Raw genomic sequence first — 23352 nt, 5'->3', positions numbered from 1 at the left:
GCCGTCCGGCGTCGCCTCGGCCGTGCTCCTCGACCGCGCGGCGACGCGGACGCTCGGCGGCATCGCGTTCGGGGCCGCCGCTGTCGGGGGCACGGGGGTCGCGGGCACGCGTTATCGTCGGGGCCGCGCGGGACAGGCCGCGTACGGGCAGAGCAGAGGTTGAAGACAGTCATGAACAACTCGGGTATCCCGGACCAGGGCCACGCCCAGGACGCGTACACGCGGGCGGACGCGTACGCGCTGGGTACCCCCGGGCTCGACCCCCACGCCCAGCACGCGCCCGCCCACGAGGGCGCGCACACGCACGCCGCCCTGGGCTGGCCCGCCAACGAGCTGGAGGAGGTCCTCGCCGCGTCGGTCGGGCGGCCCGAGGCGGCCGGCCGGGTCCTTGAGGTGCTCGGCCGAAGCCAGGTGTGGATACCACTGCCCAGGAGCGGGGGACCCGCCAGCCGCGACCTCGACCTGCCGGCCGTGGAGATCGACGGCCAGGCGTACGCCCCGGTCTTCACGTCGGAACAGCAGTTCATGCACGTCACCGGCGGCCGGATGGACTGCGCGGTCGCGCCCGCCGTCGAATTCGCGCGCGGCCTGCCCGCGCAGGTCGGCATCGTCGTGAACCCGGACGGGGCGGTCGGCGCTCCGCTGCCCCCGGCCGCCGTCGCCGAACTGGCCCGCAGCGGCCGCACCCCGCTGGACGGCCCGGCCTCCGGCGGCCGCGTGGTGCTCTCCGAGCCGGACTGGCAGGACGACCCGGTCGACTTCCTCTCGGCGGTCCGCGACGAGTTCGACGCCGCCGGGGCCGTCCTCACCGCTCGCCGCTGCCTCGCCGTGGTCGAGGACGGTGACCCGTCGCTGTTCATCGGCGTCGAGGTGGCGGAGTCCACGGCGGGAGCGGCGGGCGACGTGCGCGACGTGCCGCTCGACGCCCTCGGCCGCGCGCTCGGCCGCGCCCCGGTCGCCTGGCCGGTGAACCTGGTCTTCCTCGACGTGACGCAGGACCCGGTCGCCGACTGGATGCGCACGCACGTACGCCCGTTCTATGCCCGGGAGCGTTGAGACCGTCTGTGCGCGGGAGCGGCAAGCCGTGGTCAAGTCGCCGCCGGGATCGCCGCTTAAGCTGGTTTCATGACCTGACCGGACGGGACCGGACCCTCGGTGCCGCTTCGGCCGGTCGGCACGGGCGGGACACGGGTGGACAAGTCGTTCGGGAAAGGGCGGTCAAGGGTGAGTGCGTCGGGCGCGGCACCGGCCAATGGGGCCTCCCCAGGCCGAGCGGAGCCGGGACCTTCGGGCAGGGTCGACCAGATGCTGCGCCAGGTGACCCCCGGGCGCTACGACGCCTACGAGGGGCTGCTCGCGGCCCTCGCCGACCCGGCCGCGGGCCAGGTCTGGATGCTGCTGTGGCACGGCCAGGCGGGCTCCCCGGACGCTCAGTACGCAAACATGGAGGTCGACGGCTTCTCGTACGCCCCCTGCGTCACCTCCGCCCAGGAGCTCTCGGTCTCCGGCTGGTCGCGCGCGTACGAGGTGGTCGGCGGCCTCGACGCGGCCCGCACCCTCTACCCCGACCACTACGGCCTCTGGCTCAACCCGCACGCGCCCGGCGGGGGAGTGGGCATCCCCTGGCTCGACCTGCGCCGCGTCGCGACGGGTCTGGACCGCCAGCCCGCCGGACCGCTCCGCCTGACCGAGCCGAACATCGAGATCCCCCAGTTCTACGCGGTGTTGACGCAGAACGCCCACCGCACCGCGGCGGTCCGCTCCCTGCGCCGCGCATGGGTCCAGCCCACCCTCGGCGCCCCCTACCTGGCGATCGGCCTCGACGTCTACGACACGAGCCCGGCCTCGGTCGACGCGGTGCGGGCGATGATGCGGCAGTCCATGGCGGCGGTGCCGGAGGGCCTGCCGGTGTCGACGGTGGCGATGTCCGACCCGTACGACCCCGTGACCATGTGGCTGCGCGCGCACGCCCGCCCGTTCTACGACCGCGAGGCCCACGCGGCTCCGGCCGCGCCCGGCGGCGGGTACGGGTATCCGCCGCCGTACGGCGGAGCCTGACCGGCTGCCGCAGCCGGGTGGCGTGGTCGGCTGCCGTCACCGACCGCCTTGGCCGACCGCTGTCACCGGCCTCCGTGGCCGACCGAAGGCCCGTCCGGAACTCCCGGACGGGCCTTTTGCGCAGACCTGCAACGTACGCAGGACTATCGCCAGTTGCGGCCCCAATGTCCGGCATGGAGCCGTTAACATCCCAACTGCCCGGCGTCCGCCCGCCGTTCACCACCGTCCGGATAACGGATCTCCCCAGACAGCATCACGGTTAGGCATCCTTTCCCCAAGACATCTGGTAACTGATCGACGCAGCGTTGAAGACTCCCGGCATGCAGGACCGTTCGGGTCCTTGTGCGAGTACGAGGCCGCTACCGCGGCATGTGCGGGCCGGTCATCCCCGGCCGGGAAGGGGCAGTCGCGCGTGACCGCACCCATCGAGACGACCGGATCGGCGGCGGAAGCCCAGCCGGAGGCGGTGCTTTCCGGGACGCAGGGTGAGCGCATCGAGGGCCGGTCCCTCGGCAGGATCGCCTGGAACCGGTTCAAGAAGGACAAGGTCGCCGTGGTCGGCGGCGTCGTGGTGATCCTTCTCGTGCTGCTCGCCGCACTGGCCCGGCCGATCGAGCACCTGTTCGGCCTCGACCCGAACCAGTTCCACCAGGACCTCATCGACCCCAACACGTCGCTGCCCAAGGGCGGCATGGGCGGCATGAGCGCCTCCCACCCGCTGGGCGTGGAACCGAAGTTCGGCCGCGACATCCTCACCCGCATCCTCGAGGGTTCCTGGGTCTCCCTGGTCGTCGCGTTCGGCTCCACGATCCTGTCCAACGTGATCGGGGCGGTCCTGGGCGTCGTCGCCGGGTACTACGGCGGCCGCGTCGACACCGTCATCAGCCGCCTGATGGACACCTTCCTCGCCTTCCCGCTGCTGCTGTTCGCCATCTCCATCTCGGCGACGCTGCAGGGCGGCGCGTTCGGGCTCAACGGACTGCCGCTGCACATCTGTGTACTGATCTTCGTGATCGGCTTCTTCAACTGGCCCTACCTGGGCCGGATCGTGCGCGGCCAGACTCTGGCGCTGCGCGAGCGGGAGTTCGTCGACGCGGCCCGCGGCATGGGCGCACGCGGCCCCTACATCCTGTTCAGGGAGCTGCTGCCCAACCTGGTCGGGCCGATCATCGTCTACTCGACCCTGCTCATCCCGACGAACATCATCTTCGAGGCATCGCTCAGCTTCCTCGGGGTCGGCATCCAGCCTCCGCAGTCGTCGTGGGGCGGCATGCTCAGCCAGGCCGTGAACTTCTTCGAGGTCGACCCGCAGTACATGATCGTTCCGGGCCTCGCCATCTTTGTCACCGTGCTCGCGTTCAACCTGCTCGGTGACGGTCTCCGCGACGCCCTCGACCCACGCAGCCGCTGAGCCGGCCGCGCCGAGGGCTCCACAAGTTTCCGACAATGGAGGGGAATTCGACCATCATGCGAAGGTCAACAATCGCCGCGGTCGCGGCCATAGGCAGCGTGAGCCTCATGCTCGCCGGCTGCAGCAAGGCCGACAACGGCTCCGGCGGCGGCAAGAGCGACGCCAAGGCCAACGCCGCCACCACGGGGGTCGTCAACGCCTCCACGCACAAGGGCGGCACCGTCACCTACGCGATGTCGGACGTCCCGGACTCGTTCGACCCGGGCAACACCTACTACGCCTACATGTACAACTTCAGCCGGCTCTACGCGCGCCCGCTGATGACCTTCGCGCCCGGTCCGGGCCAGAAGGGCAACAAGCTCGTCCCCGACCTGGCGTCGGGCCCCGGCAAGTCGTCGGACGGCGGCAAGACCTGGACGTACACGATCCGCAAGGGCCTGAAGTACCAGGACGGCACGCCGATCACGTCCAAGGACGTCAAGTACGCCGTCGAGCGGTCGAACTTCGCGCGTGACGTGCTCTCGCTCGGCCCGAACTACTTCCAGCAGTTCCTGCAGAACCCGGACCACTACAAAGGCCCCTACAAGGACAAGAGCGCCAAGGGCCTCGCGTCCATCGGGACGCCGGACGACAACACGATCGTCTTCCACCTCAACAGGCCCTTCCAGGAGTTCGACTACCTGGTGGCCTCCCCGCAGACCGCGCCGGTACCGCAGTCCAAGGACGACGGCGTCGACTACGTCAAGCACATCGTGTCGTCGGGCTCCTACCAGTTCCAGAGCTACCAGGAGGGCAAGCAGGCCGTCCTGGTCCGCAACAAGAACTGGGACCCGAAGACCGACCCGCTGCGCAAGCAGTACCCGGACAAGATCGTCGTCAACCTGAAGGTCAACCAGTCGACCATCGACAAGGACCTGCAGGCCGGCGACACCCTGATCGACATGCAGGGCACGGGCGTCGCGCAGCAGACCCAGGCGCAGCTGATCAACGACTCGCAGAAGAAGGCCAACACCGACAACGCGTACGGTGGCCGCCTCGTCTACATGGCGATCAACACCAAGCTGAAGCCGTTCGACAACGTCCAGTGCCGCAAGGCCGTCGAGTACGCGGTCAACAAGGTCTCCGTGCAGACGGCTCTGGGCGGCCCCATCCGCGGTGACGTCGCCACGACCATCCTGCCGCCGGACATCCCCGGCTACGAGAAGACCGACATGTACGCGACGCCCGGCAACAAGGGCGACGTCGCGAAGGCCAAGGACGCTCTGAAGGCCTGCGGCAAGAAGACGATCAACACGACGATCACCGCGCGCAGCGACCGGCAGTCGGAGGTCGACTCGGCCACCGCCGTCATCGAGGCGCTGAAGAAGGTCGGCATCAACGCCAGCATGAAGCAGTACCCGTCCGGCAAGTACTTCACGGACTACGCGGGTGTGCCGAAGTTCAACCAGAAGAACAACGTCGGCCTGATGATGATGCAGTGGGGCGCCGACTGGCCGTCCGGTTACGGCTTCCTGCAGCAGATCCTCAACAGCGCCGCCATCAGCGACTCCGGCAACACGAACCTGTCCCAGCTGACGGACAAGGACGTCGACAAGATGCTGGCCCAGGCCATCTCCGAGCCGGACCTCGCCGCGCGCAACAAGCTGTACGCGCAGATCGACAAGAAGGCCATGGACGACGCGGCCATCGTCCCGCTGACCTACTTCAAGGTGCTGCTGTACCGCTCGCCGTACGCCACCAACATGGTGTCCTCGTCCGCCTGGAGCGGTCAGTACGACTACCTCAACGTCGGCACCACGAAGAAGTAGCAGCCCGGAAGGCAGGTGAAGGCATTGGTGCCCGCGGGTTCGCCGCCCGCGGGCACCGGCGCCGGTCCCCGTGATCTCGTACATCATCCGCCGGGTGATCGCAGCAGTGATCCTGCTGCTGGTCGTCACCGCGGTCACCTTTTGCATCTTCTTCCTGCTGCCGAGGCTCGCCGGGCAGACCGCCGACCAGCTCGCGCAGCAGTACATCGGCAAGAGCCCCTCCGCGGCGGACGTCGCGGCGGTGAAGCACAACCTGGGCCTCGACCAGCCCGTCTACGAGCAGTACTGGCATTTCATCAAGGGGATCGTCACCGGGGCGGACTACCACTTCGGCCCCACCACGCTGCACTGCAACGCGCCGTGCTTCGGCTACTCCTTCAAGAACCACGTCGCCGTGTGGCCCGAGCTCACCCAGCGGCTGCCCGTCACCGCGTCCCTCGCCATCGGCGCCGCCGTGATCTGGCTGCTCTCCGGTGTGACGATCGGTGTGATCTCGGCCCTGCGGCCGGGCTCGCTCTTCGACCGCGCGTTCATGGGCGTGGCCCTCACGGGCGTCTCGATGCCCATGTTCTTCACCGGTCAGCTCGCCCTGCTGCTCTTCACCTACCAGTGGCCGATCTTCGGCCGCACGTACGTCCCGTTCACCGAGAACCCGGCACAGTGGGCCAACACGCTGATCCCGGCCTGGTGTTCGCTGGCCCTGCTCTACTCCGCCATCTACGCGCGACTGACCCGCTCGGGCATGCTCGAAACGATGAACGAGGACTTCATCCGCACCGCGCGCGCCAAGGGTCTGCACGAGCGGACCGTGGTCGGACGGCACGGCCTGCGCGCCGCGCTCACCCCGATCATCACGGTCTTCGGCATGGACTTCGGTCTGCTGCTCGGCGGCGCCGTCATCACCGAGAAGGTCTTCTCGCTGCACGGCGTCGGTGAGTACGCCGTGCAGGGCATCACCGACAACGACCTGCCCAAGGTGCTCGGTGTCACCCTGCTCGCCGCGTTCTTCGTCGTCCTGTTCAACCTCCTGGTGGACCTTCTCTACGCCGCCGCCGACCCGCGGGTGAGGCTCTCGTGACCGAACTGTCCAAGACCGGATCGGCCGTCGGCGAACCCGTCGCCGCGGCCGGCGACTCCGCCGCGCGCACCTCGTTCCTCGACGTGCGCGACCTCAAGGTGCACTTCCCGACCGACGACGGCATCGTCAAGTCCGTCGACGGGCTCAGCTTCGCCCTCGACAAGGGCGAGACGCTGTGCATCGTCGGCGAGTCCGGCTCCGGCAAGTCCGTGACCTCCCTGGCCATCATGGGCCTGCACCGGCTCGGCGCCCGCGGCAAGAACGTGCAGATGCACGGCGAGATCTGGCTCGACGGCAAGGAGCTGATCTCGGCGCCGCCGCAGGACGTGCGCAGGCTGCGTGGCCGCGACATGGCGATGATCTTCCAGGACCCGCTCTCCGCGATGCACCCGTACTACACGGTCGGCACGCAGATCGTGGAGGCATACCGGGTCCACAACGACGTGAGCAGGAAGGTGGCCCGCACGCGGGCGATCGAACTGCTCGACCGGGTCGGCATCCCCGAGCCCGCCAAGCGCGTCGACAGCTACCCGCACGAGTTCTCCGGCGGTATGCGCCAGCGCGCGATGATCGCGATGTCGCTCGCCAACAACCCCAGCCTGCTCATCGCCGACGAGCCGACCACCGCGCTCGACGTGACCGTGCAGGCGCAGATCCTCGACCTGATCCGGGACCTGCAGAAGGAGTTCGAGTCGGCGGTCGTCCTGATCACCCACGACCTGGGCGTCGTCGCCGAGATCGCCGACCAGGTCCTGGTGATGTACGGGGGCCGGTGCGTGGAGCGCGGCCCCGTCGACGAGGTGTTCGCTCAACCCCAGCACCCCTACACCTGGGGGCTGCTGGGCTCGATGCCGCGCATCGACCGGGAACAGACGGACCGCCTGACCCCGGTCAAGGGCCAGCCGCCGAGCCTGATCAACGTCCCGTCCGGCTGTGCCTTCCACCCGCGCTGCCCGTACGCGGACGTGCCGAAGGACAACGTCACCCGCACGCAGCGTCCCGAACTGGAACTCGCCGACGGCGGCCACTGGTCGGCCTGCCACCTGTCGACCGAGGACCGTACGCGGATCTGGACCGAAGAGATTGCGCCGAAACTGTGAGTGATGCGAAGGCTGTGACCGAGGCCGGGTCGAAGGACGGTGCCGGGCCGAAGGCCGACGCCGCTGTTCCCGCCCAGGGCGAGTCGCCCGAGAACACGGCCGGCCGGTCGTCCGGCAGCGGCGACGTCCTGCTCGATGTTCAGGGACTGCTCAAGCACTTCCCCGTGAAGAAGGGCATCCTGCGCCGCGAGGTGGCCGCCGTGAAGGCGGTCGACGGTATCGACTTCCAGGTCAGGCGGGGTGAGACGCTCGGCGTCGTCGGCGAGTCCGGCTGCGGCAAGTCGACCATGGGCCGGGTGATCACGCGGCTGCTCGAACCGACCGGCGGGAAGATCGAGTTCGACGGCCAGGACATCACGCACCTGAAGACGGCGGGCATGCGCCCGCTGCGCCGCGACATCCAGATGATCTTCCAGGATCCGTACGGCTCCCTGAACCCGCGCCACACCATCGGCTCGATCGTCTCGGCGCCGTTCCGGCTGCAGGGCGAGACACCGGAGGGCGGGGTGAAGAAGGAGGTCCAGCGCCTTCTGGAGCTGGTCGGCCTCAACCCCGAGCACTACAACCGCTACCCGCACGAGTTCTCCGGCGGTCAGCGCCAGCGCATCGGCATCGCGCGGGCCCTTGCCCTCAAGCCGAAGCTGGTCGTGGCGGACGAGCCGGTCTCGGCGCTCGACGTCTCCATCCAGGCGCAGGTGGTCAACCTCCTCGACGACCTCCAGGGCGAGCTGGGCCTCACGTACGTGATCATCGCCCACGATCTCTCGGTCATCCGGCACGTGTCGGACCGGATCGCGGTGATGTACCTGGGCAAGATCGTGGAGCTGGCCGACCGCGACGACCTCTACGCGACGCCCATGCACCCGTATACCAAGGCCCTTCTGTCGGCCGTGCCGGTGCCCGACCCGAAGCGGCGAGGCAAGAAGAGCGAACGCATCCTGCTGCGCGGCGACGTGCCCTCGCCGATCTCGCCGCCCTCCGGCTGCCGCTTCCACACGCGGTGCTGGAAGGCCACGGAGGTGTGCGCGCAGAAGGAGCCCCCGCTGCTCCAACTGGCCACGGGTCACCAGGTGGCCTGCCACCACCCGGAGAACGCCGAGGACCAGGCGCCCGAGGACGCTGTGCTGCTGTCGGTCGCCAAGTCGGCGATCGAGGTGGTGACGGCGGAGACGAAGGACGCGGGAGCCACGCCGCAGCCGTCGGCCGACTCGACCGACTCGGCCGACGAGGAGTCGGCGGCCGGGGAGCCCGTCTCCGAGGAGCCTGCCGTGGACGAGCCCGTCGTGGACGAGTCTGCCGCGGACGAGCCCGTCGCGGACGAGCGGGGTGACGGGTCGGCGCCCGGCGAGGAGAGCGAAGAGGCTGCCTCGAAGAGCGAGAGCGAGAGCAAGGACCAGGACGAGAGCAAGGACGAGGGCAAGAGCAAGGACCAGGACGAGAGCAAGGACGAGGGCAAGGGCGACGCCTCGTGAGGGTGCCGCCCTCCGCAGGGAGGCGTGGTGGGCGCCGCTGAGCCGGGGCCCGGCCGCGAGCCCGAGCCCGGGGTCGCACTGACGCTGCGCCCCGCGACCCGCGCCGACCTGCCCGCGATACTCGCTCTGCTCGCGGACGAGGAGCGGGTCGTGGACCCGGAGTCGGTCACCGTCGCGGAGGCGTACGAGCACGCCTTCGCGGCCATCGCGGCGGACCCGCGCAACGAATTGCTGGTCCTGACCGAAGGCGGCCCGGACGGCACGGTCCTGGGCTGCCTCCAGGCCACGTACATCCCCGGACTCGGCAAGGGCGGCGCCGAGCGGGCCCTGATCGAGGCGGTCCGCGTCCGCGCCGACCGCAGGGGCGCGGGCCTCGGCCGGGCCCTGATGGGGCGCGCGGTCGCACGGGCACGGGTGCGTGGCTGCGCGCTCGTCCAACTGACCAGCGACAAGCGGCGCGACGACGCTCACCGCTTCTACGCGGGGCTCGGCTTCGAGCCCAGCCACGAAGGCTTCAAGCTCCGGCTCTGAACTCTCTGCGCGGCCCAACATGGCGAAAAGGCGCCGTGTACACGCCCCGCCCCGAACGGCAGAGTCTGCGTGTCCGATACATCTGACATGCATCCGGCAGACATCCGGCTACGTATCCGGCATGCATCCGACACCCCGGAACACGCTCGACTCGAAGGGACACCCATGCCCCTCTCCCGTTCGGCGCGCGCAGCGGCTGTCGCCGTCGCCGCCGCCTCCTTCTGCCTCGTCGCCGCCGCCCCGGCCCCCGCCCCCGGCTCCGCCGGCATCGGCGACCCGTACTTCCCTGATCTCGGCAACGGCGGCTTCGACGCCCGCCATTACACCCTCGACGTCGCCTACCACCCCGGCACTGGCCGGCTCGACGGCCGTACCACCCTCACCGCCCGCGCCACCGAGTCGCTGTCGTCCTTCGACCTCGACCTGCGGAAGCTGACCGTCACGAAGGTCGAAGTGAACGGCAGACGAGCCCACTTCACCCGCACCGGCGACGAACTGCGCATCACCCCGGCCCGCCCGCTCCACAAGGGGCGCACCTTCCGGGCCACCGTCACCTACCACGGTGTGCCCGAACCCCTCGGCGGCCCCATCGTCTTCGGTTCGAAGTACGGGTGGATGAAGACCGACGACGGCGTCTTCGTCGCGTGCGAGCCCAACGCCGCCTCCACCTGGTTCCCCTCCAGTGACCATCCCTCCGACAAGGCCACGTACGACATACGCATCAAGGCCCCCACCGGTCTCACCGGCGTCTCCAACGGCCGACTCGTGGCGACGTACGAGACCGATCACGGTGCCGACACCGTCCATCACTGGCGCGAGTCGAGGCCCATGGCGACCTACCTCGCGACCGCGACCATCGGCAAGTTCGACGTCCGCACCGGCACCACCCCCGCGGGCACCCCCATCTACGTCGCCACCGACCCGACCCTGGAGGGCAAGAGCGACGTCGACGTCTACGGTGTCACCGCCGAGGCCACCGACTACTGGTCGAAGGTCTTCGGCCCGTATCCGTTCGAGGAGACCGGCGCGATCGTCGACAACATGCCGCAGGCCGGTTTCTCCCTGGAGGTCCAGTCCAAGCCGGTCTACTCCGCCGTACGCTCCGAGTCGACCATCGTGCACGAACTCGCCCACCAGTGGTTCGGCGACTCCGTCTCGGTCGAGGACTGGAGCGACATCTGGCTCAACGAAGGGTTCGCCACCTATGCCCAGTGGCTGTGGTCCGAGCACAAGGGCACCCGCTCCGCCCATGACTCCTTCCTCCGCGCCTACCGTTCCATCCCGGCCGACAGCGGCTTCTGGCAGGTGAAGGTCGCCGATCCCAAGCGCGACACCATGTTCTCCGGAGCCGTCTACGAGCGCGGCGCCATGACCCTCCAGATGCTGCGCGAGCGTATCGGCGACAGGGCCTTCTTCAGGCTGCTGCCCGCCTGGACCAGGCTGCACCGCTACGGCAACGCCGACACCTCCGACTTCATCGCCCTCGCCGAGAAGATTTCCGGCAAACCGCTCGCCGGGCTCTTCCACACCTGGCTCTACTCCACGGGCAAGCCCCGGCTGTAGTCGTGGCGCGCCGGGCCAGGCGCACCCGACGAGGCACGCGGGTAAGAATGGCGCGTGCTCCAGGAACTGTTCAGCCCCTCCGTCCAGCACTGGCTCGACCTCGCCGGGATCTTCGTGTTCGCGATCTCCGGCGCGCTGCTGGCCGTGCGCAAGAACTTCGACGTGTTCGGCATGGCCGTGCTCGCCGAGATCACCGCGCTGGGCGGAGGCACCTTCCGTGACCTGGTCATCGGCGCGATCCCGCCGGCCGCCTTCACGGACCTCGGCTACTTTCTGACCCCGCTGGCCGCAACCGCCCTCGTCTTCTTCCTGCACCCGCAGGTCGAGCGGATCCAGTCGGCGGTGAACGTCTTCGACGCGGCCGGGCTCGGCCTGTTCTGCGTCGCGGGGACGACCAAGGCGTACGACTACGGGCTCGGTCTCACCATGTCGATGGTCATGGGACTGGCCACGGCGGTAGGCGGTGGGGTGCTGCGGGACATCGTCGCCAACGAGGTGCCCTCACTGGTCCGCTGGGACCGCGACCTGTACGCCGTCCCGGCCGTCGTCGGCGCCGGGATCGTCGCCCTGTGCATCCACTACGAGGCCCTGACCGGCGTCACCACCGGCCTCGCGATCCTCACCGCGTTCGTCCTGCGACTGCTGGCGATGCGCTACCACTGGCGGGCGCCGCGCGCGTGGCACCGCAGATCCGCGGCCGTGGAGGCGGCGACGGAGGAGACGCCGTGACCGGAGCGGCACCCCTAAAAGCTACCGCTTAGTAATTACTTGTTGTACGTTTCTGCCATGGCAGCAGACGCACCGACCGAGGTCCCGCTGAGCGAGGTCCCGTTGAGCGAGTTCGACCGTGACACCGCCGTCACCCGGCGCGGACCCGCCGAGCCCGGGGTCTATGACGCCGACCTCTCCGCGGGCTGGACGATCATCAGCGCGGTCAACGGCGGCTACCTCCTCGCCGTCCTCGGCCGTGCCCTCGGCGACGCGCTGCCGCACTCCGACCCGTTCAGCATCAGCGCGCACTACCTCACGCCGTCCGTGCCCGGCCCCGCCGTGATCCGCACCGACACGGTCCGTACCGGTCGCACCCTCTCCACCGGGCAGGCATCCCTCTTCCAGTACGCGGAGGACGGCACGGAGGTCGAGCGCATCCGCGTCCTGGCCTCGTACGGCGATCTGGACGCGCTCCCCGACGACGTACGCACCACCGCGGCCCCGCCCGCGCTCCCGCCCGTCGACCAGTGCTTCGGCGCCGGTGACGCGTCCGAGGGTGCGCCTCCCGTCCCCGGCAGCTCCGCGATCACCGAACGCCTCGCGCTCAAGATCGACCCCGCGACGCTGGGCTGGGCCCTTGGCCGGCCGTCCGGCAAGGGCGAGATGCGTGCCTGGTTCGAACTGGCCGACGGCCGCGACCCGGACCCGCTCTCCGTGCTCCTGGCGGTCGACGCGCTCCCGCCGACCGCCTTCGAGCTCGGCCTCATCGGCTGGGTGCCGACGGTCGAGCTGACCGTCCACGTGCGCTGCCGCCCGGCCCCCGGGCCGCTGCGCGTGTCGATCACGACCCGCAACCTGGCGGGCGGCTTCCTGGAGGAGGACGCCGAGGTCTGGGACACCAAGGACCGCCTGGTCGCCCAGTCCCGTCAGCTGGCCCGGGTGCGGCTCAGCCAGTCACGTCCTGTCCGGTAGGCGAGGCGCCAGGAACCGGTCCAGTACGGCCGTGAGCGCGGCCGGCGCGTCTTCCTGCACGAGATGGCCCGCGCCCTCGATGACGCACAGCTGCGAGCCGGGGATCAGCGCGGCCAGCTCGTGCGCCCGCGCGACCGGGATCCACGTGTCCTCGGCGCCCCAGCAGACCAGGACGGGCAGCTCCAACTCCCCGTACCTGACCTGGATGTCGTCCGTGAACCGCTGGTCGTTCTGCTCGATCTGCCGGTAGAACGAGTCGCGGCCCGCCTCGCCGAGCCAAGGCGCCACGAGCCGGTCGTGGAGCACGGGGTGCAGCCCCTGGTGGCTGGCGGAGGCCAGGTAGCGGTGGACGAGCGCCTCGTGCAGGTCGTCGGGCAACTGCCGGAACACGTCGGCGTGTTCGCCGAGCAGCCGGTACGTGGGGGAGCCCCACGGCGCCACGGCCACCGCGTCGACCAGGGCGAGCCGGGAGTACCGGGCGCCGTGCAGCAGGTGCGCGCGCAGCGCCACACAGCCGCCGAAGTCGTGGGCGACGACGGCTGGTTCGGCCCCCGGCGCGTCGCCGGCCAGCCCCCAGTGGTCGAGCAGCTCGGTCAGGACCCGTGCCTGCGCGTCGAGCGAGAGATCCTGGTCGGCGCGCTTCTCGGAGACGCCGTAACCCGGCAGGTCCCATACGTACACGCGGTGCCGGCCGGCCAGCGCCCGCGCGGGATCGCGCCACACGTACGACGAGAACGGCGTGCCGTGGACGAGGACGAGCGGCGGCGCGTCGGCGGGGCCGAAGACGGCCCAGCGGACCTCGCCGGAGGAGGTGAGGTGGGTGCGGTCGAGGGTCCAGTTCGGGTCGCGGTCGACTGCTGTCATGACCGTAATGCTAGTTGGTCATGACGCCCGGTGGAAGGGCGTTCAGTCCAGCCAGTGCCTGCGCCCCAGGCTCACCAGGCGCAACTGCCGCTCGGCCAGCCGCATGGCACGCGGGACGTCCTCCGGTGCCGTGGTGAGCAGAGCCGAGGCGGTCAGCACCATGTGCTCGACGTAGAGCCCGGCCAGCATCAGCAGGTCGTCGTCGCTCCAGCCCTCCGCCGCCGGGTCCTGTGAGATGGCCGCCCGTACCTCCTCGGTGAACAGGTCCAGCTGCGCCCCGATCGCCTCGCGGACCGCCCGCACGCCGCCGTGCCGCTCGCGCGCGATGAACCGGAAGTGGGCCGGGTGGCTGCCCACCCGATCGGCGATCAACTCCACGGTGCGTGCGATGCGTTCGTCGCTGTCCCAGGTCGCGGTGAGCAGCCGCGAGATGACGGCGTGCAGGCTGCCGAGCGCCTCCTCGACGAGTGCGACGCCGAGGTCGGCCGTGCTGTCGAAGTGCCGGTAGAACGCCGTCGGTGCCACGCCCACGGCGCGCGTGACCTCGCGCAGCCCCAGGCTGCTGAGGCTCTGGTCGGCGAGAAGCTCCAACGCCGCGTCCATGAGCGCCTGTCGGGTCTTCTGCTTCTGCGCCTGACGGATGCCGAGAGTGTGACTCATGTCATCCAGTTAACAGCTGTTCTCTGGAATGGGGAAGTCGTGGGCGGCGCTAGACTCATAAGTCAGTGAACAGTTGTAACCCAACTCTGAGAGGTTTCCCATGCTGTTCCTTGTCGCGGCCCTGCTGATCCTGGGTTTCGCGCTCGGCACGGTGGCTCACGCCCCGCTCCCCTTCACCCTCGTCGCGGCCGCCGTCATCGCCGTCTGGCTGACCGTCTTCGCGATCCGTGAGCGTCACTCCCGCCGTCACCAGAACTGAATCCGGTACCCAGTCCCAGCAAGGGGGTCACACACGCCATGCAGATCACCGCGGAAGCAATGGAAGCAACGGAAGCAACAGAAGCGACAGAGGGAACGGAAACAGCGACACAGGCGCAGCCCGAGGCGGCCCGGCGCAAGGACGCCGACGGGATGGCCGTCGCCTCGTTCGTCCTCGGCCTGATCGGCCTGCTCGTCCTGAACGTCTTCCTCGGCCCGGTCGCCATCGTCCTCGCCGCACTCTCCCTGTGGCGCGGCACCGCCCGCCGCGGCCGCGCACTGCTCGGCCTCGGCCTGGGCGTCGCCGACCTCGTCGTGCTGGGTGCCCTCGTCGCCGCCGACGGCACCCTCTCGTGGAGCATCACGGGCTGACACGCCCGCGCGCCTCCCGTCGCACAGCACGCACCGCGTGGGCGCGGGACCCCACGCGGCGGCGGAGGCCCGGCCCCGGGCTCGTAGAATCGAGCTCACCATGGCTTACCTCGACCACGCCGCGACCACCCCGATGCTTCCGGAGGCGGTCGAGGTGCTGACCGCCCAGCTCACCGCCACCGGCAACGCCTCATCCCTGCACGCCGCGGGCCGCCGCGCCCGGCGCACCGTCGAGGAGGCCCGCGAGACCCTCGCGGAATCGCTCGGTGCCCGCCCCAGCGAAGTCGTCTTCACCTCGGGTGGCACCGAGGCCGACAACCTCGCCGTCAAGGGCCTGTACTGGGCCCGCCGCGCCGCCGACCCGGCCCGCACGCGCGTCCTGTCCAGCCCCGTCGAGCACCATGCCGTGCTCGACGCGGTGGACTGGCTCTCCGACCACGAGGGCGCCACCGTCGAGTACCTTCCGGTCGACCCGCACGGCCGGGTGCACGCCGAGGCGCTGCGCGAGGCGATCGCCCGCAACCCCGACGACGTGGCCCTGGCCACCGTCATGTGGGCCAACAACGAGATCGGCACCGTGCAGCCCGTACGCGAACTCGCCGATGTCGCAGCCGAGTTCGGCATCCCGCTGCACGCCGACGCCGTCCAGGCATACGGCCAGCTCCCGGTCGACTTCGCCGCCTCGGGCCTCGCGGCGATGACCGTGTCCGGCCACAAGGTCGGCGGCCCCTACGGCATCGGCGCCCTGCTGCTCGGCCGCGAGTACACCCCGGTCCCCGTCCTGCACGGCGGCGGCCAGGAACGCCACGTCCGCTCCGGCACCCTCGACGTGCCGGCCATCGCCTCCTTCGCCACGGCGGGGCGGATCGCCGCCGAGCGGCGCGAGTGGTTCGCCCAGGAGATCGGCGCCCTGCGCGACCAGCTCGTCGAGGCCGTCCGCGCGGCCGTGCCCGAGGCGATCCTCGGCGGCGACCCGGCCACCGAGGGGCGGCTGCCCGCCAACGCGCACTTCACCTTCCCCGGCTGCGAGGGCGACTCGCTCCTCCTGCTCCTGGACGCCCAGGGCATCGAGTGCTCCACCGGCTCGGCCTGCACCGCCGGAGTCGCCCAGCCGAGCCACGTGCTCCTGGCCACCGGCTCCGACCCCGACCTGGCCCGCGGCACCCTCCGGTTCTCCCTCGGCCACACCTCGACCAAGGCCGACGTGGACGCGGTCGCCCAGGCGATCGGCCCCGCGGTGGAGCGGGCGCGCAACGCCGGGCTGACCTGAGCGGCGGGGCGGCGGCGTTGCTCAGGCCGCCGCGCCGGCGCCCCGCTCGCGCGCCCGGCGCACGAGCCTCATGTACCGGTCCCAGTCCCAGTACGGCCCGGGGTCGGTGTGGTCCGTCCCCGGCACCTCGACGTGCCCGATGACGTGCTCGCGGTCGACCGGTATGCCGTACCGCCCGCATATCCCCGCCGTCAGCCGCGCCGACGCCGCCAACATGGCGTCCGTGAAGCTCTCCCGGCGGTCCACGAACCCCTCGTGCTCGATACCGACACTGCGCTCGTTGTACGCCCGGTTCCCCGCGTGGAACGCCACGTCCATCTCCCGGACCATCTGCGCCACGTGGCCGTCCTTGCGCACCACATAGTGCGCGGCGGCCTCGTGCGAAGGGTCCCTGAACACCTTCAGCGCGCCCCGGTAGCTGCCCTGGGTGACATGGATGACGACCATGTCGATCGGATAGTCGGACGGCCGGTCCGCCCGCCGGTAGTTCGCCGCCGACGCCGCCACCCACTGCGCGCCCGCGAAGTCCACCGCGCCCGGCGAGCGCGGCTCTCCGTCCCTTGGCAGCCGCCACCACGCGTGGCCGAGATCGCCGCGCGCCATGAGCCCCAGGCCCATCGCCGCCGCGGCGCCCGCGACGACCAGGGTCCGCCTGCTGACCGCCCCGCCCCGCTCCTCGCCCTGCTTCCCCATGCCGCTCGCCCCCGTCGCCGTCCCCGTCCCCGTCGCCGTCCCCGTCGCCGTCCCCGTCCCCGTCCCCGTACGAGATCACAACGGACAACCGTCGGCCGTGGTTCCCGGCGGCCCGTACTCTGGTAGGGCTATGACTTCCCAGACCCCGCAGACCTCGCAGCGCCCTGCCGACCGCACCCAGGACCGTCCCCTGCGCGTCCTCGCCGCCATGTCCGGCGGTGTGGACTCCGCCGTCGCCGCGGCGCGCGCCGCCGAAGCCGGGCACGACGTGACCGGCGTGCACCTGGCCCTGTCGGCGAACCCGCAGTCGTTCCGCACCGGAGCCCGCGGCTGCTGCACCATCGAGGACTCCCGCGACGCCCGCCGTGCCGCCGACGTCATCGGCATCCCGTTCTACGTCTGGGACCTCGCCGAGCGCTTCCGCGAGGACGTCGTCGACGACTTCGTCGCCGAGTACGAGGCGGGCCGCACCCCGAACCCCTGCCTGCGCTGCAACGAGAAGATCAAGTTCGCCGCACTGCTCGACAAGGCCCTCGCCCTCGGCTTCGACGCGGTCTGCACCGGCCACTACGCCCAGGTGATCGTGAACGAGGACGGCACGCGCGAACTGCACCGCGCCTCCGACATGGCCAAGGACCAGTCGTACGTCCTCGGCGTTCTGGACGACCGCCAGCTCGCCCACGCGATGTTCCCGCTCGGCGACACGGTGACGACGAAGGACGAGATCCGCGCCGAGGCCGAGCGCCGGGGCCTTGCCGTCGCCAAGAAGCCCGACTCGCACGACATCTGCTTCATCGCCGACGGCGACACCCAGGGCTTCCTCGCCAACCGTCTCGGCAGGGCCGAGGGCGACATCGTCGACGAGTCGGGGGAGAAGGTCGGCACGCACGAGGGCGCGTACGGCTTCACCATCGGCCAGCGCAAGGGCCTGCGCATCGGCACCCCCGCGCCCGACGGCAAGCCCCGCTACGTCCTGGACATCTCGCCCGTCGACAACACGGTCACGGTCGGCCCGGCCGCCTCCCTCGACGTCACGGCCCTGACCGCGATCAAGCCCCGCTGGTGCGGCGTGGCACCCGCGGGTCGCGGCACGTACACGGCGCAGCTGCGCGCCCACGGCGGCGAGACCGAGGTGACGGCGGAGCTGGTCGACGGCACCCTTGAGGTCACGTTCGCCGAGCCCGCGCGGGGCGTCGCGCCCGGCCAGGCCGTCGTCCTGTACGACGGCACGCGCGTGGTGGGGTCGGCCACCATCGCCTCGACGGTGCGGGCGACGGCGGCCGTGTGAAGCCCGTCGGCCGGTGTCAGCCGGCCGACACCTCGGTCTCGTAGAAACAGAAGTGCCCCTTGATGTCGGCCACTTCGCTCTTCGGCTCCTGATACGCCCACACCAGGTCCTGCCGGTCCGGCAGCGACCAGTAGGACGCGGTGCCCTTGAACGGACAGTACGTCGTGGTGTCCGACGGTGTGAGAAGCTCCGTGCGGACATCCTCCGGAGGCAGGTAGTAGCGCACCGGACAGCCGGTCTCGCGCAGCAGCAGGGGGCGGCCGCTCTCCGCGAGCACCTGTCCGTCGTGCACCACCCGGACGTGCTGCGTGCCTTCTTCGACGGTGATCGTGTGTCCTTGGCTCATACAGGGTGCAGCGCCCGGCGGCGCGGGGTTCTTCCCCGCTGGTGGGCCGTACCGTGGACGCCATGAACATCTGCGTCTTCCTCTCCGCCGCCGACCTCGCCGACCGCTACACCCGGCCCGCCCGCCGCTTCGCCGAACTGCTCGGCAAGAACGGCCACACCCTGGTGTGGGGCGGCAGCGAGAGCGGGCTCATGAAGGTCGTCGCGGACGGCGTGCAGGAGGCCGGAGGGCGGCTCGTCGGCGTCTGCGTGGAGTTTCTCGCCGCCAAGGCGCGTGCCGTCACCGCGCCCGACGAGATGGTCGTCGCCCGGGACCTGGCCGAGCGAAAGGCGCAGCTCCTCGCACGGGCCGACGCCGTCGTGATCATGGTGGGCGGCACCGGGACCCTCGACGAGGCCACCGAGATCCTCGAACTCAAGAAGCACGGCAAGCACACCAAGCCGGTCGTGCTGCTCAACTCCGAGGGCTTCTACGACGGCCTCAAGGGCCAGTTCCGGCGCATGGAGGACGAGGGCTTCCTGCCGGTCCCCCTCGACGACCTGGTGTTCTTCGCCGACGAGCCCGACGCCGCCCTGGCCTACCTCGAGGGGCTCGCCTCAGCCGCGTGATGGCAGCATGGCGGACATGGCTACTCATGTGATCACCGGCGCCGGGTCCGGCATCGGCGCCGCCGTCGCCCGTCGCCTCCACGCGCGCGGGGACGAGCTGTACCTGCACGCGCGCGATGCCGGGCGCGCCAAGGAGCTCGCCGCGAAATTCCCCGGCGCGAAGACACTCGTCGGCGACCTCGACGACCCGGACAAGCTGTCCTGGGCGTTCTCGCACCAGACGCTGCCCGACCGGATCGACTCGCTGTTGCACATCGCGGGCGTCGCCGACCTCGGCTCGGTCGGAGAGCTCACGCCGAAGTCGTGGCGCCACCAGCTCAACGTCAACCTGATCGCCCCGGCCGAGCTGACCCGGCACTTCCTGCCCCAACTGCGGGCCGGGCAGGGCCACGTGGTGTTCGTGAACTCGGGAGCCGGGCTCAACGCCCACGCCAACTGGTCGGCGTACGCGGCATCCAAGCACGGGCTCAAGGCCCTCGCGGACTCCCTCCGGCACGAGGAGCACGGCAACGGCGTCCGCGTCACGTCCGTCTACCCGGGCCGCACCGCCAGCCCCATGCAGGCCAAGATCCACCAGCAGGAGGGCAAGGAGTACGACCCGTCGCACTGGATCGACCCGGAGTCGGTCGCCACGACGATCCTCATGTCCCTGGACCTCCCGAAGGACGCCGAGGTCAACGACCTGACGGTACGGCCGGGCCGGTAGGGCGCGCGGAACGGCGCGAGGAGACGCCCCGGCCCGCGGGCCGCTGGTGACGCCGCGCCGCGGGCGTTACGTACCCTTCCTGGGTGAGCGAAGAGAAGAACTTCACGTGGGGCCCGGCCACGGGCGTCGGCTCGATGCCCGGCGGTGACGCCCGCGAGGCCGCCAAGACCGTCACCGGGACCTTCGAGGACTTCCCGCACCTCCCCGAGCTGCCTTCCCGCGGCCCCGGCGCCGACATGATCGGGCGGACCGCCGGACTGCTCGTCGACGTGTACGCGCGCGTGGAGCCCAGCGGATGGCGTGTCGGGGACCGGCCGGGCCGCGACACCCGGCGCGCCAGGTCCTGGCTCGGCGAGGACCTCGACGCCCTGGAGGAGTTCACCCAGGGGTACCAGGGGCCGCTCAAGGTGCAGGCCGTCGGGCCGTGGACGCTCGCCGCCGCCGTGGAGCTGAAGAACGGCGAAGCCGCCGTCTCCGACCCCGGTGCCTGCCGGGATCTCGCCGAGTCCCTCACCGAGGGCCTGCGCGCGCACCTCGCCGACGTACGCCGCCGGGTACCCGGCGCGCGGGTCGTGCTCCAGCTCGACGAACCGTCGCTCGTCGCGGTGCTGCGCGGCCGCGTCAGCACCGCCAGCACCTACCGCACCCACCGGGCCGTGGACCGCCAGATCGTGGAGAGCGCGCTGCGTGACGTGCTCGCCGCCAACGCGGGCGGACCCACGGTCGTCCATTCGTGCGCCCCCGACGTTCCGTTCGCGCTGCTGCGCCGGGCGGGCGCGGACGCCGTCGCGTTCGATTTCTCGCTGCTCACCGAGCGTGACGACGACACGATCGGTGAGGCCGTCGAGGGCGGCACGAAACTCTTCGCCGGTGTCGTGCCCGGCGTGGACGGCCCATTGTCAGACCCTGCCGGTAGCGTCATGGGGGTCAGGACGTTGTGGCGCAGGCTGGGGCTGAATCCGGGGTCGCTCGCGGAATCGGTCGTGGTCACTCCGTCGTGCGGACTCGCGGGTGCCTCACCCGCGTACGCCCGCGCGGCGCTCGCCCACTGCGCCCGGGCGGCGAGATCACTCGCGGACAACCCAGAGTGACCGGGTCCGAAGGTTCACGGGAGGAAAAGACGGTGGCTGCCGGAAAGGCCGAACAGGCGATCGCCCAGCAGGACTCCGTGCCCGCGAAGGCGCGCGAGGAGCACGCCCAGCTGGCCGAGCAGATCGAGGAACACCGCTTCCGCTACTACGTGAAGGACGCGCCGGTCGTCTCCGACGCGGAGTTCGACCGGCTCCTGCGCTCGCTCCAGGACCTGGAGGAGCGCCATCCCGAGCTGCGCACCCCCGACTCACCGACCCAGAAGGTCGCGGGGAACTACGCGACGGAGTTCACCTCCGTGGAGCACCGCGAACGCATGCTCTCGCTCGACAACGCCTTCGACGACGCCGAACTGGCCGCCTGGGCCGAGCGCGTCGCCAAGGACGTCGGCGGCCCCGGCTACCACTTCCTGTGCGAGCTGAAGGTCGACGGCCTCGCGGTCAACCTCACGTACGAGGACGGCCGCCTCACCCGCGCGGCCACCCGCGGAGACGGCCGCGTCGGCGAGGACATCACCCCCAATGTGCGCACGATCACCGAGATCCCGCACCGCCTGAAGGGCGACCGCATCCCCGCCCTCGTGGAGATCCGCGGCGAAGTCTTCTTCCCCATGGAGGAGTTCGAGGCGCTCAACGCCCGCCTGGTCGAGGCCGGCGACAAGCCCTTCGCCAACCCGCGCAACGCGGCGGCGGGTTCGCTGCGCCAGAAGGACCCGCGCGTCACCGCCACCCGCCCCCTGCACATGGTGGTGCACGGCATCGGCGCGCGCGACGGCTTCGACATCGACCGGCTCTCGCAGGCGTACGAACTGCTGCGCGAGTGGGGCCTGCCCACCGCCAAGCACAACCGGGTCGTCGACGACCTCGACGGCGTACGGAAGTTCATCGCGCACCACGGCGAGAACCGCCACTCCGTGGAGCACGAGATCGACGGCGCCGTCGTCAAGCTCGACGAGATCGCGCTCCAGGGCCGCCTCGGCTCCACCGCGCGCGCCCCGCGCTGGGCCATCGCGTGGAAGTTCCCGCCCGAGGAGGTCAACACCAAGCTCGTCGACATCAAGGTCGGTGTCGGCCGCACCGGCCGCGTCACGCCGTACGCGCAGGTCGAGCCGGTCACCGTGGCGGGTTCCGAGGTCGAGTTCGCGACGCTGCACAACCAGGACATCGTCAAGAAGAAGGGCGTCCTGATCGGCGACACCGTCGTCATCCGCAAGGCGGGCGACGTGATTCCCGAGATCCTCGGGCCCGTCGTCGACCTGCGCGACGGCAGCGAGCGCGAGTTCGTGATGCCCGCCGAGTGCCCCGAGTGCGGCACCCCGCTGCGGGCCATGAAGGAGGGCGACATCGACCTCCGCTGCCCCAACGCCCGCACCTGTCCCGCCCAGTTGCGCGAGCGTCTCTTCTACCTGGGCGGCAGGCAGTGCCTCGACATCGAGAACTTCGGCGAGGTCGCGGCGGCCGCGCTGACCAGGCCGCTCGAACCCGCCGAGCCGCCGCTCACGGACGAGGGCGACCTCTTCGACCTCACCATCGAACAACTGTTGCCCATCAAGGCGTACGTGCTCGACTCCGACAGCGGACTGCCCAAGCGGGACCCGAAGACCGGCGAGGACAAGGTCGTCACCGTCTTCGCCAACCAGAAGGGCGAACCGAAGAAGAACGCCTTGGCCATGCTGGACAACATCGCGGCGGCGAAGGACCGGCCGCTGGCCCGGATCATCAACGGCCTCTCCATCCGCCACGTGGGCCCGGTCGCCGCCGAGGCGCTCGCGCGCGAGTTCCGCTCCGTCGACCGCATCGACGAGGCCGGTGAGGAGGAGCTGGCCGCCGTGGAGGGCGTCGGCCCGACCATCGCCGCCTCGGTCAAACAGTGGTTCGAAGAGGACTGGCACCGCGAGATCCTGCGCAAATGGCGCGCCGCCGGGGTACGGATGGAGGAGGAAGGCGCGGGCGAGGACCAGGGTCCCCGGCCGCTGGAAGGACTCACCGTCGTCGTCACCGGCACCCTGGAGAACCACACGCGTGACGGCGCGAAGGAGGCGCTGCAGAGCAGAGGCGCCAAGGTGACCGGCTCGGTCTCCAAGAAGACGTCGTTCGTGGTGGTCGGCGAGAACCCCGGCTCCAAGTACGACAAGGCCGTGCAGGTGAAGGTCCCGATCCTCGACGAGGACGGCTTCGCCGTCCTGCTCGAACAGGGGCCGCAGGCCGCGGCCGAGGCCGCGCTCGTGACCGAGGAGCCGACTGGCGAGTAGCGCATGGAAGTAGCGGTGGAAGGTCACCCGTTCGGCGCATACCGGATGCATATGGGTGGCCGGGGCGCATTCGGGCAACCGTGGTCGACCGCTGCCCGTGGACGCCTTCCGCGGCCTACTGTTGAGAAGTGCGCCTGCCGTGTCCTGCCGCGGACGGGGCAACTCCCGCCTCACCGGAGGCCGGGGAGCGGGCAGCGGAGACGGGCACCGCCGGCTGTGAGAGGGACGGGAATGGAACCGACC

General features: G+C 70.7%; 23 protein-coding genes. 19 read left to right on the top strand and 4 right to left on the bottom strand.

Going from position 1 to position 23352, the window contains the following annotated elements; all coding sequences use genetic code 11:
• Positions 1 to 171 precede the first annotated feature (171 nt).
• From OFY01_RS23675 to OFY01_RS23625, 11 genes are all read left to right on the top strand, one after another.
• Positions 172 to 1056: an enhanced serine sensitivity protein SseB gene (locus OFY01_RS23675; RefSeq protein ID WP_266603106.1), complete on the top strand. Its 885-nt coding sequence runs from the start codon at positions 172 to 174 to the stop codon at positions 1054 to 1056.
• Positions 1057 to 1224: 168 nt separating this feature from the next.
• Positions 1225 to 2058 (top strand): enhanced serine sensitivity protein SseB C-terminal domain-containing protein, encoded by an 834-nt coding sequence (locus OFY01_RS23670; RefSeq protein ID WP_407700407.1) that lies wholly within the window; start codon positions 1225 to 1227, stop codon positions 2056 to 2058.
• A 412-nt stretch (positions 2059 to 2470) separates the two neighbouring features.
• Complete coding sequence (locus tag OFY01_RS23665; RefSeq protein ID WP_266603104.1) at positions 2471 to 3469, top strand: ABC transporter permease; 999 nt, start codon at positions 2471 to 2473, stop codon at positions 3467 to 3469.
• Positions 3470 to 3525: 56 nt separating this feature from the next.
• Complete coding sequence (locus OFY01_RS23660; protein ID WP_456115291.1) at positions 3526 to 5277, top strand: ABC transporter substrate-binding protein; 1752 nt, start codon at positions 3526 to 3528, stop codon at positions 5275 to 5277.
• A gap of 70 nt (positions 5278 to 5347) precedes the next feature.
• Positions 5348 to 6355 carry an ABC transporter permease gene (locus tag OFY01_RS23655; RefSeq protein WP_266603100.1) on the top strand — a complete coding sequence of 336 codons (1008 nt, stop codon included), beginning with the start codon at positions 5348 to 5350 and terminating at the stop codon, positions 6353 to 6355.
• Positions 6352 to 7455: an ABC transporter ATP-binding protein gene (locus OFY01_RS23650; protein WP_266603098.1), complete on the top strand. Its 1104-nt coding sequence runs from the start codon at positions 6352 to 6354 to the stop codon at positions 7453 to 7455. Before OFY01_RS23655 ends, OFY01_RS23650 begins: the two co-directional genes overlap by 4 nt.
• Complete coding sequence (locus OFY01_RS23645; protein ID WP_266603096.1) at positions 7452 to 8927, top strand: dipeptide ABC transporter ATP-binding protein; 1476 nt, start codon at positions 7452 to 7454, stop codon at positions 8925 to 8927. Before OFY01_RS23650 ends, OFY01_RS23645 begins: the two co-directional genes overlap by 4 nt.
• A 78-nt stretch (positions 8928 to 9005) precedes the next feature.
• A complete protein-coding gene (locus OFY01_RS23640; protein ID WP_266603112.1) occupies positions 9006 to 9458 on the top strand; it encodes a GNAT family N-acetyltransferase in 453 nt (150 codons plus the stop codon).
• A 165-nt stretch (positions 9459 to 9623) separates the two neighbouring features.
• Positions 9624 to 11021, top strand: a complete 1398-nt coding sequence (locus OFY01_RS23635) for a M1 family metallopeptidase (RefSeq protein WP_266603094.1) — start codon at positions 9624 to 9626, stop codon at positions 11019 to 11021.
• A gap of 54 nt (positions 11022 to 11075) precedes the next feature.
• Positions 11076 to 11750 carry a trimeric intracellular cation channel family protein gene (locus OFY01_RS23630; protein WP_266603092.1) on the top strand — a complete coding sequence of 225 codons (675 nt, stop codon included), beginning with the start codon at positions 11076 to 11078 and terminating at the stop codon, positions 11748 to 11750.
• Positions 11751 to 11807: 57 nt separating this feature from the next.
• Complete coding sequence (locus OFY01_RS23625) at positions 11808 to 12704, top strand: thioesterase family protein (protein ID WP_266603090.1); 897 nt, start codon at positions 11808 to 11810, stop codon at positions 12702 to 12704.
• Here OFY01_RS23625 and OFY01_RS23620 read toward each other — a convergent pair.
• Positions 12687 to 13568: an alpha/beta fold hydrolase gene (locus OFY01_RS23620; RefSeq protein ID WP_266603089.1), complete on the bottom strand. Its 882-nt coding sequence runs from the start codon at positions 13566 to 13568 to the stop codon at positions 12687 to 12689. The two genes, OFY01_RS23625 and OFY01_RS23620, sit on opposite strands and share 18 nt — an antisense overlap.
• Before the next feature lie 42 nt (positions 13569 to 13610).
• A complete protein-coding gene (locus OFY01_RS23615) occupies positions 13611 to 14228 on the bottom strand; it encodes a TetR family transcriptional regulator (RefSeq protein ID WP_266603087.1) in 618 nt (205 codons plus the stop codon).
• Positions 14229 to 14328: 100 nt separating this feature from the next.
• Here OFY01_RS23615 and OFY01_RS23610 point away from each other — a divergent pair, with 100 nt between their 5' ends.
• From OFY01_RS23610 to OFY01_RS23600, 3 genes are all read left to right on the top strand, one after another.
• Positions 14329 to 14487, top strand: a complete 159-nt coding sequence (locus OFY01_RS23610) for a hypothetical protein (protein WP_266603086.1) — start codon at positions 14329 to 14331, stop codon at positions 14485 to 14487.
• Positions 14488 to 14525: 38 nt separating this feature from the next.
• Complete coding sequence (locus OFY01_RS23605; RefSeq protein WP_266603085.1) at positions 14526 to 14858, top strand: hypothetical protein; 333 nt, start codon at positions 14526 to 14528, stop codon at positions 14856 to 14858.
• 100 nt (positions 14859 to 14958) lie between these two features.
• Positions 14959 to 16128 (top strand): cysteine desulfurase family protein, encoded by a 1170-nt coding sequence (locus OFY01_RS23600; protein WP_266603084.1) that lies wholly within the window; start codon positions 14959 to 14961, stop codon positions 16126 to 16128.
• Between the two features lie 21 nt (positions 16129 to 16149).
• On the opposite strand, the gene OFY01_RS23595 is transcribed toward OFY01_RS23600, so the two are convergent.
• Entirely contained in the window at positions 16150 to 16821 is a 672-nt protein-coding gene (locus OFY01_RS23595) for an N-acetylmuramoyl-L-alanine amidase (RefSeq protein ID WP_266603083.1), read from the bottom strand.
• Positions 16822 to 16951: 130 nt separating this feature from the next.
• Here OFY01_RS23595 and mnmA point away from each other — a divergent pair, with 130 nt between their 5' ends.
• Positions 16952 to 18109, top strand: coding sequence for a tRNA 2-thiouridine(34) synthase MnmA (gene mnmA / locus OFY01_RS23590; protein WP_266603082.1), 1158 nt, complete (start codon positions 16952 to 16954; stop codon positions 18107 to 18109).
• A 16-nt stretch (positions 18110 to 18125) separates the two neighbouring features.
• Here the strand turns inward: mnmA and OFY01_RS23585 are convergent, their stop codons facing one another.
• Positions 18126 to 18455, bottom strand: a complete 330-nt coding sequence (locus tag OFY01_RS23585) for a DUF427 domain-containing protein (RefSeq protein ID WP_266603081.1) — start codon at positions 18453 to 18455, stop codon at positions 18126 to 18128.
• A 62-nt stretch (positions 18456 to 18517) separates the two neighbouring features.
• Here OFY01_RS23585 and OFY01_RS23580 point away from each other — a divergent pair, with 62 nt between their 5' ends.
• From OFY01_RS23580 to ligA, 4 genes are all read left to right on the top strand, one after another.
• Positions 18518 to 19063, top strand: coding sequence for an LOG family protein (locus OFY01_RS23580; RefSeq protein ID WP_266603080.1), 546 nt, complete (start codon positions 18518 to 18520; stop codon positions 19061 to 19063).
• 7 nt (positions 19064 to 19070) lie between these two features.
• Positions 19071 to 19769: an SDR family oxidoreductase gene (locus OFY01_RS23575; RefSeq protein WP_266603079.1), complete on the top strand. Its 699-nt coding sequence runs from the start codon at positions 19071 to 19073 to the stop codon at positions 19767 to 19769.
• Positions 19770 to 19852: 83 nt separating this feature from the next.
• Complete coding sequence (locus OFY01_RS23570) at positions 19853 to 20860, top strand: methionine synthase (protein ID WP_266603078.1); 1008 nt, start codon at positions 19853 to 19855, stop codon at positions 20858 to 20860.
• Positions 20861 to 20892: 32 nt separating this feature from the next.
• Positions 20893 to 23109, top strand: a complete 2217-nt coding sequence (gene ligA / locus OFY01_RS23565; RefSeq protein ID WP_266603077.1) for an NAD-dependent DNA ligase LigA — start codon at positions 20893 to 20895, stop codon at positions 23107 to 23109.
• Positions 23110 to 23352 lie beyond the last annotated feature (243 nt).

This window comes from Streptomyces beihaiensis (assembly GCF_026274175.1).
In the GTDB taxonomy this organism is placed as follows: Bacteria; Actinomycetota; Actinomycetes; order Streptomycetales; family Streptomycetaceae; genus Streptomyces; species Streptomyces beihaiensis.
Note: the sequence above shows the minus strand (reverse complement) of the source record. Positions and strands in the feature narration are given on the sequence as shown.

What these genes read in the sequence shown, in the direction of transcription:
- OFY01_RS23675 (WP_266603106.1), top strand. Translation starts at nt 172, where the DNA reads ATGAACAACTCGGGTATCCCGGACCAGGGCCACGCCCAGGACGCGTAC.
- OFY01_RS23660 (WP_456115291.1), top strand. Translation starts at nt 3,526, where the DNA reads ATGCGAAGGTCAACAATCGCCGCGGTCGCGGCCATAGGCAGCGTGAGC.
- OFY01_RS23635 (WP_266603094.1), top strand. Translation starts at nt 9,624, where the DNA reads ATGCCCCTCTCCCGTTCGGCGCGCGCAGCGGCTGTCGCCGTCGCCGCC.
- OFY01_RS23625 (WP_266603090.1), top strand. Translation starts at nt 11,808, where the DNA reads ATGGCAGCAGACGCACCGACCGAGGTCCCGCTGAGCGAGGTCCCGTTG.
- OFY01_RS23620 (WP_266603089.1), bottom strand. Translation starts at nt 13,568, where the DNA reads ATGACAGCAGTCGACCGCGACCCGAACTGGACCCTCGACCGCACCCAC.
- OFY01_RS23615 (WP_266603087.1), bottom strand. Translation starts at nt 14,228, where the DNA reads ATGAGTCACACTCTCGGCATCCGTCAGGCGCAGAAGCAGAAGACCCGA.
- OFY01_RS23610 (WP_266603086.1), top strand. Translation starts at nt 14,329, where the DNA reads ATGCTGTTCCTTGTCGCGGCCCTGCTGATCCTGGGTTTCGCGCTCGGC.
- OFY01_RS23605 (WP_266603085.1), top strand. Translation starts at nt 14,526, where the DNA reads ATGCAGATCACCGCGGAAGCAATGGAAGCAACGGAAGCAACAGAAGCG.
- OFY01_RS23600 (WP_266603084.1), top strand. Translation starts at nt 14,959, where the DNA reads ATGGCTTACCTCGACCACGCCGCGACCACCCCGATGCTTCCGGAGGCG.
- OFY01_RS23595 (WP_266603083.1), bottom strand. Translation starts at nt 16,821, where the DNA reads ATGGGGAAGCAGGGCGAGGAGCGGGGCGGGGCGGTCAGCAGGCGGACC.
- mnmA (WP_266603082.1), top strand. Translation starts at nt 16,952, where the DNA reads ATGACTTCCCAGACCCCGCAGACCTCGCAGCGCCCTGCCGACCGCACC.
- OFY01_RS23585 (WP_266603081.1), bottom strand. Translation starts at nt 18,455, where the DNA reads ATGAGCCAAGGACACACGATCACCGTCGAAGAAGGCACGCAGCACGTC.
- OFY01_RS23580 (WP_266603080.1), top strand. Translation starts at nt 18,518, where the DNA reads ATGAACATCTGCGTCTTCCTCTCCGCCGCCGACCTCGCCGACCGCTAC.
- OFY01_RS23575 (WP_266603079.1), top strand. Translation starts at nt 19,071, where the DNA reads ATGGCGGACATGGCTACTCATGTGATCACCGGCGCCGGGTCCGGCATC.